The sequence below is a fragment of the Lysinibacillus parviboronicapiens genome (genome assembly GCF_003049605.2).
GTDB classification, from domain to species: Bacteria; Bacillota; Bacilli; order Bacillales_A; family Planococcaceae; genus Lysinibacillus; species Lysinibacillus parviboronicapiens.
On the sequence record NZ_CP073713.1, the window covers coordinates 890,396 to 904,298 of the forward strand.

Annotated in this window: 15 protein-coding genes and 1 pseudogene; 13 read left to right on the plus strand and 3 right to left on the minus strand. The window is 36.8% G+C overall.

What is annotated here, in order from left to right; all coding sequences use genetic code 11:
- Positions 1–10: 10 nt before the first annotated feature.
- From isdE to C9J31_RS04210, 6 genes are all read left to right on the plus strand, one after another.
- Positions 11–928: a heme ABC transporter substrate-binding protein IsdE gene (isdE, locus tag C9J31_RS04185; RefSeq protein ID WP_193766961.1), complete on the plus strand. Its 918-nt coding sequence runs from the start codon at positions 11–13 to the stop codon at positions 926–928.
- A 107-nt stretch (positions 929–1,035) separates the two neighbouring features.
- Positions 1,036–2,001, plus strand: a complete 966-nt coding sequence (locus C9J31_RS04190; protein ID WP_107947266.1) for a FecCD family ABC transporter permease — start codon at positions 1,036–1,038, stop codon at positions 1,999–2,001.
- Positions 2,002–2,007: 6 nt separating this feature from the next.
- Positions 2,008–2,778, plus strand: a complete 771-nt coding sequence (locus C9J31_RS04195) for an ABC transporter ATP-binding protein (RefSeq protein ID WP_107947264.1) — start codon at positions 2,008–2,010, stop codon at positions 2,776–2,778.
- Between the two features lie 9 nt (positions 2,779–2,787).
- Positions 2,788–3,567: a class B sortase gene (gene srtB / locus C9J31_RS04200; RefSeq protein WP_244854877.1), complete on the plus strand. Its 780-nt coding sequence runs from the start codon at positions 2,788–2,790 to the stop codon at positions 3,565–3,567.
- A gap of 404 nt (positions 3,568–3,971) precedes the next feature.
- Complete coding sequence (locus tag C9J31_RS04205) at positions 3,972–4,499, plus strand: YceI family protein (RefSeq protein WP_107926244.1); 528 nt, start codon at positions 3,972–3,974, stop codon at positions 4,497–4,499.
- A gap of 163 nt (positions 4,500–4,662) precedes the next feature.
- Positions 4,663–5,601 carry an NAD-dependent epimerase/dehydratase family protein gene (locus C9J31_RS04210; protein ID WP_107947261.1) on the plus strand — a complete coding sequence of 313 codons (939 nt, stop codon included), beginning with the start codon at positions 4,663–4,665 and terminating at the stop codon, positions 5,599–5,601.
- 144 nt (positions 5,602–5,745) lie between these two features.
- Here C9J31_RS04210 and C9J31_RS04215 read toward each other — a convergent pair.
- Positions 5,746–6,012: pseudogene (locus C9J31_RS04215) on the minus strand (transposase); the annotation flags it as partial.
- 49 nt (positions 6,013–6,061) lie between these two features.
- The gene (locus C9J31_RS04220) at positions 6,062–6,511 is read right to left on the minus strand and encodes an SRPBCC family protein (protein WP_107947259.1); all 450 of its coding nucleotides are present in this window, start codon (positions 6,509–6,511) and stop codon (positions 6,062–6,064) included.
- Between the two features lie 276 nt (positions 6,512–6,787).
- On the opposite strand from C9J31_RS04220, the gene C9J31_RS04225 reads away from it, so the two are divergent.
- The 5 genes from C9J31_RS04225 to C9J31_RS04245 all read left to right on the plus strand — a co-directional run bounded on the left by C9J31_RS04225 (position 6,788) and on the right by C9J31_RS04245 (position 11,346).
- Positions 6,788–8,065: an AAA family ATPase gene (locus tag C9J31_RS04225; RefSeq protein ID WP_107947258.1), complete on the plus strand. Its 1,278-nt coding sequence runs from the start codon at positions 6,788–6,790 to the stop codon at positions 8,063–8,065.
- Positions 8,062–8,637, plus strand: coding sequence for an RloB family protein (locus C9J31_RS04230; protein WP_107923283.1), 576 nt, complete (start codon positions 8,062–8,064; stop codon positions 8,635–8,637). Before C9J31_RS04225 ends, C9J31_RS04230 begins: the two co-directional genes overlap by 4 nt.
- Before the next feature lie 192 nt (positions 8,638–8,829).
- Complete coding sequence (locus C9J31_RS04235; protein ID WP_107947256.1) at positions 8,830–9,600, plus strand: ABC transporter ATP-binding protein; 771 nt, start codon at positions 8,830–8,832, stop codon at positions 9,598–9,600.
- Positions 9,601–9,615: 15 nt separating this feature from the next.
- Complete coding sequence (locus C9J31_RS04240) at positions 9,616–10,569, plus strand: ABC transporter substrate-binding protein (protein WP_107947254.1); 954 nt, start codon at positions 9,616–9,618, stop codon at positions 10,567–10,569.
- A 12-nt stretch (positions 10,570–10,581) separates the two neighbouring features.
- Entirely contained in the window at positions 10,582–11,346 is a 765-nt protein-coding gene (locus C9J31_RS04245; RefSeq protein ID WP_107947253.1) for an ABC transporter permease, read from the plus strand.
- A gap of 141 nt (positions 11,347–11,487) precedes the next feature.
- Here the strand turns inward: C9J31_RS04245 and C9J31_RS04250 are convergent, their stop codons facing one another.
- The gene (locus tag C9J31_RS04250; RefSeq protein ID WP_054767055.1) at positions 11,488–11,928 is read right to left on the minus strand and encodes a winged helix-turn-helix transcriptional regulator; all 441 of its coding nucleotides are present in this window, start codon (positions 11,926–11,928) and stop codon (positions 11,488–11,490) included.
- Between the two features lie 126 nt (positions 11,929–12,054).
- On the opposite strand from C9J31_RS04250, the gene C9J31_RS04255 reads away from it, so the two are divergent.
- Positions 12,055–12,573: a DUF4242 domain-containing protein gene (locus C9J31_RS04255; RefSeq protein WP_107923279.1), complete on the plus strand. Its 519-nt coding sequence runs from the start codon at positions 12,055–12,057 to the stop codon at positions 12,571–12,573.
- A 132-nt stretch (positions 12,574–12,705) separates the two neighbouring features.
- On the plus strand, positions 12,706–13,764 hold the full coding sequence (locus C9J31_RS04260; RefSeq protein ID WP_107947251.1) for an acyl-CoA dehydrogenase family protein: 1,059 nt from the start codon (positions 12,706–12,708) through the stop codon (positions 13,762–13,764).
- Positions 13,765–13,903: the final 139 nt, after the last annotated feature.

Consider the following 13,903-nt stretch of genomic DNA (forward strand, 5'->3'; position numbering starts at 1 on the left):
AGATGACTTTATGCAAAAAAATTGGAAAGCGCTGATGCTCTTCATGGCGCTCATGACGCTTTTCGTCATTACTGGCTGTAGTAATGACGATGACCCAGACAAAACAGAAGAATCTACAGAGAAAATGAATACGTCTTCACAAGCAACTGAACAAAGTGAGCATCGTATTATTGCAGGTACAGTTGTTATAGCGGAAATTTTAGACAAGTTAGAGTTAGATGCGATTGCTGTACCAGAAACTGAAAAAACACTAGCTTCACGCTTCGATGGTTTACCGACTATTGGTAATGCAATGGAACCTGATATGGAAATTGTAAAATCGTTGAATCCAACAGAGGTATTATCAGTTTCAACATTAGAATATGATTTACAAGATAAATTCAAACAATTAAATGTACCTGTAAAATTTTTGAATTTCCAAAGTGTAGATGCCATGCTCAGTGAAATTTCTTCACTAGGTGAACAATATGACCGTACAACACAGGCGCAACAATTAGTCACGGGCTTACAAAAAAATATTGATGCTGTGCAAACTGTAGCGGCCAATAAAGAGGGCCCACGTGTATTAATTTTACTTGGTATTCCAGGTAGCTATTTAGTGGCAACTGAAAATTCCTACGCCGGAGATCTTGTGAAACGAGCGGGCGGTATCAATGTTATGGAGGGACAGGATGCAGAATATTTATCGTCAAATACAGAATACCTGCATAATAGTAACCCAGATATTATTTTACGTCTATCTCACGGTATGCCCGACGAGGTTGTAAAGATGTTTGACGAAGAATTTAAAACAAATGATATTTGGAAGCACTTTGACGCAGTGAAAAATGGCAAAGTATATGATTTGGAGGAAGAGTTATTCGGTACAACTGCTTCATTACAAGTACCACAAGCTTTAGGGCAGCTTATGGAAATCTTCTATCGTTAAATAGCAACTAGAAATTGTCGCTCGTATCACAAGCAAAGCCTTGTCATAGAGCGTCTTTCTTATATTTAAGTTTAATAGTGAATTTGACTAGAAAAAGGAAACTCGATATGACAAAAAAATTAGCAAGTTTTACAATTGTAATCGTGTTGTTGCTTGTGACAGTGGTATATGCAGCAACAACGGGTAGTATTAAAATGGGCTTTTTTGAATTTATAGGTGCATTATTTGACAAAGGAAATAGCCAAATGGAGGCGATTCGTGATTTACGCTTCCCTCGCATTATTGTTGCGCTGTTTGCTGGGGCGGCCCTTTCTGTCTCAGGTGTACTTTTACAATCTGTCATGCGCAATCCATTGGCTGATGCCGGGGTTATTGGGATATCTTCTGGTGCAGCATTTGTACAGTTATTTATTATTTCATTTTTCCCTGCATTATTTTTCATGACACCCGTTTTAGCGTTTATGGGTGGTGCCATGGCGTGTGCGCTTGTTTTTGCCTTGTCGTGGAAGTCGGGCTTAAGTCCACTGAAATTGATATTAGTGGGGATTGCTATTAACGCAATGTTCACGGGTTTAACGGAGGCGTTTATTAGCTTAGGTGGCTCGTTAAATACATCAGCTTCTAGTGTCATCGGTTCGAATCTAACAATGCGCACTTGGAAGGATGTCTCGACAATTGTCACTTACGGCTCAGTGGGATTGGTTGCTGCGTTGACGTTATATAGTTGGTGTAATCTTCTTGTATTACAGGATAAGACAGCGAAAAGCTTAGGCTTTAACGTTGCACGTGCTCGATTACTGATCGCAGCTGTTGCCGTACTGTTATCAGCAATTTCTGTTGTCGTGGCAGGCGTTATTTCGTTTGTTGGCTTGTTAGTGCCACATATTGCCCGACGTTTGGTGGGGTACGATCATAAGGTGCTCATCCCGTTTACCGCATTAGCTGGAGCGTTATTAATTTTGGTGGCTGATACGATTGGTCGGACAATTGTTGCGCCACTTGAAATTCCAGCTTCGACCATTATGGCGATTATCGGAGGACCATTCTTAATATTCCTACTACGAAAAGAGTGATGAACCATGGAAATACAAGATATTATCGTATCGCATGATAATACGCGAAATCATTTAGATGGTGTAACGACGGCCATTCAAAAGGGGAAAGTAACAACAATTATCGGTCCGAATGGTTGTGGGAAATCCACATTATTAAGTGTAATGTCGCGTAACAACATGCCAAAATCAGGACATGTATCATTAGAAAATAAAGATCTAGTGCATTATAAGTCAAAAGAATTTGCAAAAAAGTTAGCGATTGTCTACCAGCAGAATGATGTACCGAAAGATTTGACGATAGAAAAACTAGTGAGCTTTGGACGATTGCCACACAATACAATGTTAAAACGTAATCAGGAGGAAGATGCGAAGGCAATTGACTGGGCACTTGCTTGTACAAATTTACTAGAAAAGCGTAATAATGATTTAGAGGCGCTCTCAGGTGGAGAACGTCAGCGTGTATGGATTGCGATGGCGTTAGCACAGCAGTCAGAAATTTTATGTTTAGATGAACCAACGACATACTTAGATATTTATTATCAACTCGAACTATTGGAGCTTGTCAAAACATTAAACGAAGAGCATGACTTAACGATTATCATGGTACTTCATGATATTAACCAAGCGATTCGCTATAGTGATCATATTATACTGATGAATGCAGGGCATATTGTGGCTGAAGGAGTGCCGCGTGACGTCATTACAAATGAAGTCATAAAAGAAGTATATGGTGTCGAAGCTATCTTTAATGAGGATGAACAACTGGGTCTTTATATGGTGCCCCTAGGGATTTAAGTAGGTGGAATGATGAAAAAGTGGACATCTAAGTTTTTAACATTTGTATATTTAGCAATATTTTTATATTCGGGCTTTGCACTTACAAAATATTTTTATACGTATTATGAGACATCGAAATCATTGAAAGAAGTACAAAGTATTTATGAAAAAACATTGTCAACGACTGAAAAACAAGCTGAGGTTTCGTTAACTTTGACAGAAGATTTACTATCGCAATATACGATACGCCCACAATTTAATGAGCTATTAGCGGTAAATGATAGCATTGTTGGTTGGATTTCTGTGGATAATACAAAACTTAATAATCCTATTTTACAAGCGGACGATAATGATTTTTATTTGAATCATAATTTCAAAAATCGTGAAAGTCGTGCTGGGAGTGTTTTTATGGATTATCGTAATGATGCACTCGATATGAGTCGAAATACTATTTTGTATGGGCATGCGATGAAAAACGGGACGATGTTTGGTAGTGTGAAAAATTATTTGCAACAAGATTATGCAGATGCACATCCTACGATTTATATGGACACACTTTATGAGGGGTATGATGTTGAAGTTTTTGCAGCATATGAAACAACCATTGATTTTTATTACATTGAAACTGAATTTAACAGTGATGAGGACTTCTTACAATTCATTACGGAAGTTCAAGCACGTTCTACAATTAATAGGAATATAGATATTGGACCAGACGATAAAATTCTTACGCTGTCTACGTGTAATGATTCCGTAATGAGTGACGATCATCGCTTTGTCGTGCAAGGAAGGCTTGTCAAGCGATAAAAAAGCAAAAATGTTCATCTATTTATTTATAGAACTACTAACAATTGTTTCATTACAATTTGCTTTAGGCGCAGACAGGAGTTGTCTCAACTAAATATATTGAGATAACTCCTTTTATAATCGTAATAGCCTACAGAGCAGATTTCAAAGGAGACGAGGATCATTAAAAATTTTTAAAATAAAAATAATTACTTGACGTAATTTATTTATTAATATATAGTAAGTTACATAAAGTAATCACATGCTTTTAGTAATAACAATCAGACATCAAAGTAATGCATCTAAAGTAACTGCACATGTTTACCCTTTTTAGTAACGGGGTAACATAAAATTAGTAGTTACTTCATATTTTATCATATATCTCGAAATCGAGATAAAAACAATTTAATTGGAGGAATTCACAAATGGCAAAATGGAACATTGATTTAGGACATTCAGCAATTAACTTTCAAGTAAAACACATGATGGTATCTAAAGTAAAAGGTGTATTTGATACTTACTCTGCAGATATCGAAGCAGCAGATCTTACAGATTTAACGACTGCAAATATTAGCTTTAGTATTGACGTAGCAAGCATCAATACACGTAGCGAAGATCGTGATAATCACTTAAAAGCAGAAGATTTCTTTGATGCTGAAAAATACCCAAAAATTACATTCAAATCTACTAACATTACGAAAAAATCTGATAATACGTATAACCTTACTGGCGATTTAACTATTAAAGATGTAACCAAATCGGTAACATTCGATACAGAATTTAATGGTAAAGGTACAAATCCATGGGGCCAAGAAGTTTATGGTTTCGAAGCTGAAACAACAATCAATCGTGAAGAATTTGGTTTAACTTGGAACGCAGCCTTAGAAACAGGTGGCGTACTTGTTGGAAAAGACATTAAAGTAACAGTAGAACTTGAAGTTAATCCTGCTTAATTTTGTTGACTTAGCTGTGCTCGAGAAGTAGATTCTCGAAGCACAGTTTTTTTGTGGATCGAGCATCGTTATGGTTTGTAAAAATAATCCATAAAATAATTTGCTTGCATATTTTTAGTGAATTATGCATATAAAACATCATATTGTTTTTGGGGGCGATGGGATGAATGTATTAGTGACAGGTGGATATGGTTTTATTGGCAGTGCTGTAGCGAGGCGTTTCTTTGAGGAAGGTGCAAAAATCTATATTATTGATAATTTAAGTACAGGGCATTTGCGAAATATAGATTTTGAGCATAAATCTTATCTATTAAATGTCGAGGATGAGGTTTGTGAACATTTCTTTAAGGAAGTGGCATTTGACGTAGTGATCCACTGTGCAGCACAAACGAGTGTCCAAAATTCAATGCATGAGCCAGTGAAAGATATTTTAACGAATATAGTAGGGCTTAGTCAGATGCTCTTTTTATCGTCAAAATATAAGGTAAAACATTTTGTTTTTGCCTCATCGGCTGCTGTCTATGGTGATAGTCACTATCCACCACTTGATGAAAATGATATTAGTGAACCTGTTTCTATGTATGGTTTAAACAAAAGCATTGGCGAAACATATTGTGAGAAGTGGCAGCGAGATTATCATTTGCCAACATTAATATATCGATTTGCCAATGTGTTTGGTCCTAGTCAATCCATGCAGGGAGAAGCGGCAGTCATTCCGAGTATGTTAAAAAGCATTATAGAAGGAAAGCCTTTTACCATTTATGGCGAAGGAGAACAGTCCCGGGATTTCATTTATGTTGATGATATAGCAGATGCCATCTATGCAGGTGTAGAGGTTGGTCTTAAAGGAACGTATAATGTATCGACTAATGAAGCATGGTCTATTCATCAGGTTATTTTATTATTACAGCATTTAAATCATCCATTAGAAATCCAGTATGCACCTTCAAGAGAAGGTGATATTGAGCACTCTTTTTTAAATAATGAAAAACTGGCGAAAGCAATTGGCTGGAGGCCGAAGATTTCCTTTGCTGAAGGAATCGAGCGAACATTACAGGCATTACAGAGTGAAAAAATAGTTGAGGTTAACGTCATTGAGTAGAAGTTTTCCACTTTATAGAGCATCTAATAGATAGCAGGTTAGGAGCAGAATTAGTCTATCACTAGACATAGTTAAATTTCTTTAATGTCTATAATCTAAAGCATCTACTCTTTGATCTGCCCCAAAAAAGTTAGACATATTTAGTTAAGCAACTTCTAAGACCTGAGTTCGGTACTCCACCGGGCTTAGGTCTTTTAATTTTGCCTTCATTCGTTTGTGATTGTAATAGTGAATATAGTCTTGTAGTTCCTGTTCAAAATGTGCCATGGATTCAAATTCTTGTAGATACAGGAGCTCAGATTTTAATAAGCCAAAGAAATTTTCGATGACTGCGTTGTCCAAACAATTGCCCTTACGGGACATACTCTGTGTAATCCTATATTGCTTTAATGTTTCTTGATACTTTTTCATTTACGGGGCAGATCATGGAGTGGATGCTTTTTTAGTTGTGAAAAAGTGACTAATATTGTGCTTCAGCCACTTTTTTGACACGTTCTAGAAACTCGACAACTACCTTGTCCGAAGCAAATAATAAAAATAATTTTACGAACCATTTTAACGGATTATTTGTTACAGTATAAGTAAAAGAAGTCTTTGTTTCATTTATTTTAGTTAATTCATAGTAAGCTGTAATTTCAAACATATTAGCGAGTGTAAAGCCTACTTTTAGTATTTTTTTTTCAGGTGTATTCGTGTATTCCAATGTTTCAACATCATACTCTTCAATGCGTTTTCCTTCTTTATATTTTTGACGATAAACACTGCCAACCACTTCTTCCGTTATTTTCATAGGTTTGTTTTCAACTACTTGTGGCATAATCTTTTGCAAATCAGCTAAAGAGCCATCAAGCAATCTCCAAATATTTTCTATGGGTGCATTTATGTTAATAGCCTTTGTCCATGTTTTCATCAAAAAACACCTCTACTTCCAATAATAAAATGACTGATTTTTTTATTTTATCCTTTAAATCTGTGCCTCAAACAGAAAATTTAAGGCTATTACTAAATGTAATTGTACTGGATAGAGTTATTAACTTTAAATAACATTTCACTTTGTTGATAAAAATAATCTATCAAGCAATATTTTGCATTGTATTAATATTATGGAGAGTAATATGTCTTTTTTTAGGTATACTGTATAATTAAATTTTAAAGGAATGTTGTGGAATTGAACGGAGGCTATGTCATGCTAGTGGAATTTAGAGTCAAAAATTGTTTAAGCTATAAAAATGAAACATTATTTTCAATGGTAGCAGGCAGTCGAATTCGAAAATTGAAGGATACACATACCATACAAGGCGAATCATTACATCTGGTGAAAAGTGCCTTTATATTTGGACCAAATGGTAGTGGGAAATCCAATTTATTCGCCGCTATTAAAGTGCTACGCTCACTATTGTTCAACTTTGAAAACTTAAATAATGTCAAACAGCTTCGTTTACCATACCAGCCTTTTAAACTGGGTGGTTATTCCGGGACACCAACAGAATTTATGATCTCTTTATTATTAGAAGATTCTCTTTACGACTATGAAGTACAATACAATGCTGAACAGGTCCTTTTTGAGCGCCTGACCAAAACATCGAAAACGAAAAAAGTAGAGTTATTTGTTAGAAGGTGGGATGGTACGGATTACTCGTATGAAGCCGCGCAAAGCACATCACTGGAGCTGACAAAATATACACGCAATAATACTGCTTTCTTATCCGTTTTAAATGTTTTTAATGATGCCGATGCAACGAAAATTTTTGATTGGTTTTTACATAAAATTTTATTTTTAGATGAAGCCTCTCGTTTATCGAGTCATCCGCTCATCCGTAAGCTTGAGGAAGAGCCATTTAAAAGAGAAGTCTTGAAGTTACTAAAAATTGCAGACTTTTCTATTCAAGATTTGACAGCGAGACGTGTAGAGCGCAGAGAAAAAAATACAATTGGCTATGATTTCGATACGCCAGATATTATTCAAGAAGTTGATATTGATTTACATTATTTATCGTTTGATGAAGTAGGTACACCACTTGGTACAGAAACTATTAATTGGACCATGGATTCAAAGGGAACTGTGCGTATGCTACATTTGTCATGTGTCATAGTGGATGCATACAATAAGGGGAAGACAATTTTTATCGATGAGTTTGATACGGCTTTTCATGTGTCAATTTGCGAATTTTTAATGGCTATTATGAATAGTAAGCGCAATCAAAACAATCAATTTGTTGTGACGAGTCATGAAATTGACTTATTGGATCAACCACTACGCTCCGATCAAATTTGGTTCGTCAATAAAAGTTTTAAAAATGAATCTGAGTTATATTCTTTATTCGATTTTGCCGATTTGCACAAGAAACGAGGAGATATTTCGTACGCAAAGCGTTATTTAAAGGGAGAGTTTGGCGCAACACCAGTTATTAATGAATACTTATCAAATCAATATTTAAGTGAATTGGAGGTATCTGAGCAGTGAGAGTACGTCAACAAGGAAATCGAACACTGCGTAAAACAATCTTAATTTATTGTGAGGGTGAAACAGAGCGCATTTATTTTGAACAACTGCGTATTTTAAAGCGTTCAAAAATGGTGAGTGTCAAAATTAAAAATGTTAAGCGCTCTGCCATTAAGCTGGCACAGCATGCATTTCGAGATTCCAGCTATCAATATTTTGACGAGGTATGGATAGTTTTTGATAAGGATGATTTAACAGAAAAACAGTTAGAGGAAGTAAATGTGTTTTGTGAGGAAAAAAATATTCAAATCGCCTATACAAACGAAGCTTTTGAACTGTGGCTTCTGTTACATTTTGAAGAAGTTGATGTAAAGGAAAAATACCCCAGAGCTGTATTGAATGATAAAATGGAACAGCATCTTGGGGTGGCTCGCTATTTTCGTCATAAAGCTGACGAAACAATCATTGCGCCGATAGCGTTGCGGCACGAGGTGGCTATTAAAAATTGTGCAGATATGATGGCGCTTCGAAAGACAAAAAGTCGTGATAATCCTTATTGCAATATCCATGAAATGATCCAATACATATTCTAAAAAGCACAGCAGGCTTTCTATCCATAGACGGAAAGCTTGCTTTTTTTCTATTTATATTTTTACATTGAATTTTCCGAATTAAATTATTTTTTATTGAATTTAGGTTGTAATTTTAAACTGAGTATAATAAAATAACTTAAAACATATTAAACCTAGTAAAATTATAAAGATTATAGAGGTGGCAGAATACATATGACAGCGCCGTTAATTTCTATACAGCAAGTAAGTAAAACATTTGCTGAGCAATCTGTACTCAATCAAATATCATTAGACATACAAAAAGGTGAAGTGATTGCCATTTTAGGAAAGAGTGGTTGTGGTAAAAGCACCCTATTGAATTTAGTAGGAGGCTTTGAACAGCCTACTACAGGGCAGATATTTTTGGACAATCAAGTTGTAACAAAAGCAAGTAAACGCTGTATTATGCTGATGCAAAATTATGGATTACTTCCTTGGCGCTCAGTTCAAAAAAATGTTGAATTAGCACTAGAAGGAACAACTTTGACAAAGCTGGAGTGTCAACAACGTGCACAGCAATACTTAAAGCTCGTTGGTTTAGATAGTCGGTTATCGGCATTACCAAGGGAGTTATCGGGCGGGATGCAACAGCGCGTAGCAATTGCGCGCGCATTAGCGATTCAACCAGAAGTGATTTTGATGGATGAACCCTTTGCGGCACTCGATACTTTTACACGTTACTATTTACAAGATGAGTTACTTGCCATTCAAAAAGAAGAACAAACGACTATTTTATTAGTGACACATGATATTGACGAAGCCATTTATTTGGCGGACCGCATTTTTATAATGAGTCCAAATCCTGGGCGTATACACCGTGAATTACAAATACGGAGTACAAAACCAAGGGATCGTTCACATTCGGAATTTCAACATTTTCGTGAAGTCATTTTCAATGAATTCCAGTTTACGCATCCCAAAGACACCATCGAATACAACATTTAAAACGGAGGAAAAGACATGAAGAAGAAATTAGGTCTACTCTTACTTGTATTGACAGTACTACTTACATTAGTAGCTTGTGGAAAAAATGAAGAAAATGCAGAATTTCAAGTTGCTGGTGATAAAAAAGTGGTGAAAATCGGTTACTTACCGATTACACATGCAGCTCCACTTTATATGCAAACTGACAAGGAATACGAAAATTATGCCATTGAGCTTGTGAAATTTGGGTCATGGCCTGAACTGATGGATGCTTTAAATACGGGCAAAATAGATGGTGCATCTGTCCTTATTCAATTAGCGATGAAAGCAAAGGAGCAAGGAATTGATTTAAAGGCGGTAGCTCTCGGGCATCGAGATGGCAATGTTTTAGTTGGCGCCCCTGATATTGAAAAAGTAGAAGATTTACAAGGGAAAAGTTTTGCCATACCAAATAAATACTCTACGCATAATATTTTGTTATACCGCATGCTACAAGACACGGGTTTAAATTATGATGATGTCGACGTTGTTGAATTACCTCCAGCTGAAATGCCAGCTGCGTTAGCGGAAGGTCGTATCGCAGGATATGTAGTGGCAGAACCATTCGGTGCTCTTTCTGTGGCGCTTGAAAAAGGGAAGGTATTATTCCAATCAGAGGATATTTGGCCAGATTCAATTGACTGTGGATTAGTCCTTCGTAGCGCATTTATTGAGGAACATAAAGACATAGCAAAACAGTTCGTAACTGACTATGCAGCTGCTGGCGAGCAAATGAATACAAGTGATAAACATGCCCATGATGTTGTTGCAAAGTACATTAAAGTGGATGAAGAAGTTCTAGATTTATCGTTAAATTGGATTTCTTACAATAATTTAAAAATCGAAGCAGATGCATATTCAATTTTAAGAGATTCCTTAATGGAGATGGGCTTATCAGAAGAGCCACCTACGTATGAAGAATTTGTAGATGCGACGTTAATGGAACAATAAGGTGGCATGGATATGAGAAAATTAAACAAAATGGGCCCAATTGTGCTTGGCATTGTGTTGTTAGTTGGTCTATGGCAACTGGTAACGGTCCTTGGAGGACATGATGCAGCTTTATTTCCTCCTCCGTTAGCTGTATTTACTGCATTACTTGCTACAATTAAAGATGGCTCTATTTTTGACCATATTCAAATTAGTCTTTTTCGTTTTTTTAGTGGTTATTTGTTAGCAGTTATCGTGGCCGTTGTTCTAGGCTTGTTTTTGGGCAGATGGCTAAAGATTTGGGCTGTTATAGATCCAATAGTGCAGGTGTTACGCCCGGTATCACCAATTGCTTGGTCACCATTCATCGTACTTTGGTTTGGAATTGGCAACATGCCAGCCATAGTCATTATTTTTATTGCAGCATTTTTTCCGGTACTCTTATCGACAGTGTCAGCCGTAAAAAAAGTCGATGCTGTATATTTATGCGTGGCAGCTAATTTTGAAATGTCACAGTTTGATTTATTGCGAAAAATTGTTTTTCCTGCTGCATTTCCGATGATTGTAAACGGATTACATATGGCATTAGGTAGTGCGTGGATTTTTCTTGTAGCAGGAGAGATGGTTGGTGCGCAGTCAGGACTTGGTTTTTTAATAGTCGATGCCAGAAACTCACTAAGCCTTGATTTAGTAATGGCTGCCATTATTGTCATTGGTGTACTCGGTTTACTATTAGATAAAGCAATACGCTATTTTGAGACCTGGGTTGCAAAAATTTGGGGCGGTCAAGGAGTCTAGTTACAATTAATGGCTACTTGAGTAAAGGGGTATTAGCGAATGGTTCTACGAGCTGTAAGAGGGATGATAATAGCGCTGTTGAAAGTTTTATTGATGAACTTGCATTATTGTTGTCTGTACAAAAAGAACTGCTCCAATGAATTATTGGGCAGCTCCTTTTTGTATCGCACGTATTTGAATTGCTTCGCTACGCTCGCCTGTATTTTTTGAGTAGTAACCTAGTTCTACTTTATCACCAGTCTTGGCATCGACGATTTCTTTATAGCAAATATCTAAGTGTTCACTGCCCCATAAAATCATGGCGTTAAATACGGGTTCCAACGCTTTACCAGACTCAGTCAAGGAATAGGCATAGCGGGGTGGATGAGCAGAATAGAGCGTCGATGCCACAAGCCCTGCATCTTCTAAGGATTTTAAACGAGCAGACAATAAGTTTGCGGAGAGTCCCGGCAAATTTAATTTAATATCATTAAAATTTGTTTGTCCGATTAGTAGCTCATGTACAATGAGCAAAGTCCAACGATCACCGATAATATTCAATGTTTGTGCAATATTGCATGGTAAGTCATAACGTGTTTTCATAATACTTCCCTCCATGCAGTAGTGTAGCACAAAATATAATTTTTAGTAAATTCAGTTGTTTTTGTTAAGTGAGTATAATAAAATAACTAACATAAAGAAAAAACAAACTATTCGGAGGTATTTACTATGGGTTTATTTTTAGTAGAATCAACAGTAAGTGATGTATCGAACAAGGAGCAATTTGCAGTATTAGTAGAGCGTGTAGGTCAAAAGCAAAATGTTTCAGTAATTGAAGTACAGGTTGCAAAAGATTTTAGCCGTGCGTACTTTATTGTGGAAGCGAATGAAGTGACTCAAGCAACAGCCGCCTTAACGGAACAAAAAATTCAAGCGGATTTAGTAAAAGAAGTTCGTCTTGTTGGAAAAGAGCTTGAAGATGTGAAACAAAATCAAGAAGTTGTTAACTACTTAGTGGAATGGGAGATTCCAGCGGAAATTACAATGGATCAGTATCTTGCTCGCAAAAAGAAAAACTCAGTGCTTTACGAAGAAGTACCTGAAGTGCATTTCTCTCGCACATATGTATGCGAAGATATGACGAAATGCTTATGCTTTTATGATGCGCCAGACGAAGCTGCAGTGAAACGTGCACGTGATGCAGTTCAAACACCAATTACGTCTTTAACAGAATTAGCCGATAAATAGGAATTATCATTGGTGGGTCTCGATAGATATTTAGTTGAACTGATGGAACATTTGCGGCTGCAAGACTTCTCGTTTTAGGTAAGAATTTTAGCACTCGTTAGTAATGCGGAAAAAAGGATTGGAGTGGTAACCATGGCAGTAGATGCAGAAGTTTTACAAGCTTTAATAGATGAAAAATTAAAACCGTTGGTAAAAAAGATTGATGAGGAAGCTTATTATGCGGAGGATTTTTTATACGCGCTAGGTAAGGCTGGATTTTTTGCTTCAACACAAAAGGATGAGCAGACAACGCTACTAGATGAGCTAACTATTGTACAAGAGACGGCGAAAGTTTGTATGACAACTGCATTTTGTTTATGGTGCCACCTTGCCGCATTAACTTATATACGTAAAACGGATAATGAACAATTACGTGCTAATATTTTGACACTACTCGAAAGTGGTGATGTACTTGGTGCGACGGGATTATCAAATCCGATGAAATACTATGCTGGCTTGGAGAAGATACATCTATCAGCAGAGCGTGTAGAGGGTGGCTATGTCATAAATGGCGTGCTACCAGCAGTGTCCAACTTAGGGGAAAATCACTGGTTCGGAGCCATTGCACTTAATGGCGAGCAGGAAGTAATGGTGTTCGTCAGTACTGACAATGCAGATATTACGTTAAAAGAAAAAATACACTTTTTAGGCGTCAATGGCAGTGCTACCTATACATGTAAGTTTGACAATGTGTTTGTTGCGGATGACTATGTCGTTACCCATGAAGCGAGCTCCTTTGTCGATATCATTCGCCCGACATTTGTCCTGTATCAAATTCCCCTTGGCTTTGGTGTAGTTGCATCTTCGGTTGAAGGCATTGAAAAGGTCAAAGCCAAACAAAATGGTTGCAATGAATATTTGCAGATACAGGCCGAGGAATTGACAGGAAAATTAAAGCATCTGCAAACGACCTTGAAAAATCTCATACAATCGGGTGAGGTAAATTTACAAGCTATTTGCCAAATTCGGTTACAAGCGGTTTATGATACATTGGCAGCGGTGCAAGCGAATATGCTTCATAATGGCTCGGCTGGCTATATTGCTGGCAGTACCCCTTCTCGTAAACTTCGAGAGGCATACTTTTTCGCAAATTTAACGCCAACAGTAAGACAGCTTGAGAAAATGACACAGATCTTAAAGAAAGCTGAATAGAGTAGCAGCAAGGTTTCAGACTGTCAACAAACTTAGAGATTGAGTTTGTTGACAGTCTTTTTCTTTTAAATATAGAAGTATCTATAATGAACTCGTTGATTTTCACTGTGGCGGATGCTTTTCGCGGGCATGGCTTCAG

Excerpts from the sequence above, each read along its gene's own strand:
- isdE (WP_193766961.1), top strand. The coding sequence starts at position 11 with ATGCAAAAAAATTGGAAAGCGCTGATGCTCTTCATGGCGCTCATGACG.
- C9J31_RS04190 (WP_107947266.1), top strand. The coding sequence starts at position 1,036 with ATGACAAAAAAATTAGCAAGTTTTACAATTGTAATCGTGTTGTTGCTT.
- C9J31_RS04195 (WP_107947264.1), top strand. The coding sequence starts at position 2,008 with ATGGAAATACAAGATATTATCGTATCGCATGATAATACGCGAAATCAT.
- srtB (WP_244854877.1), top strand. The coding sequence starts at position 2,788 with ATGATGAAAAAGTGGACATCTAAGTTTTTAACATTTGTATATTTAGCA.
- C9J31_RS04205 (WP_107926244.1), top strand. The coding sequence starts at position 3,972 with ATGGCAAAATGGAACATTGATTTAGGACATTCAGCAATTAACTTTCAA.
- C9J31_RS04210 (WP_107947261.1), top strand. The coding sequence starts at position 4,663 with ATGAATGTATTAGTGACAGGTGGATATGGTTTTATTGGCAGTGCTGTA.
- C9J31_RS04220 (WP_107947259.1), bottom strand. The coding sequence starts at position 6,511 with ATGAAAACATGGACAAAGGCTATTAACATAAATGCACCCATAGAAAAT.
- C9J31_RS04225 (WP_107947258.1), top strand. The coding sequence starts at position 6,788 with ATGCTAGTGGAATTTAGAGTCAAAAATTGTTTAAGCTATAAAAATGAA.
- C9J31_RS04235 (WP_107947256.1), top strand. The coding sequence starts at position 8,830 with ATGACAGCGCCGTTAATTTCTATACAGCAAGTAAGTAAAACATTTGCT.
- C9J31_RS04240 (WP_107947254.1), top strand. The coding sequence starts at position 9,616 with ATGAAGAAGAAATTAGGTCTACTCTTACTTGTATTGACAGTACTACTT.
- C9J31_RS04245 (WP_107947253.1), top strand. The coding sequence starts at position 10,582 with ATGAGAAAATTAAACAAAATGGGCCCAATTGTGCTTGGCATTGTGTTG.
- C9J31_RS04250 (WP_054767055.1), bottom strand. The coding sequence starts at position 11,928 with ATGAAAACACGTTATGACTTACCATGCAATATTGCACAAACATTGAAT.
- C9J31_RS04255 (WP_107923279.1), top strand. The coding sequence starts at position 12,055 with ATGGGTTTATTTTTAGTAGAATCAACAGTAAGTGATGTATCGAACAAG.
- C9J31_RS04260 (WP_107947251.1), top strand. The coding sequence starts at position 12,706 with ATGGCAGTAGATGCAGAAGTTTTACAAGCTTTAATAGATGAAAAATTA.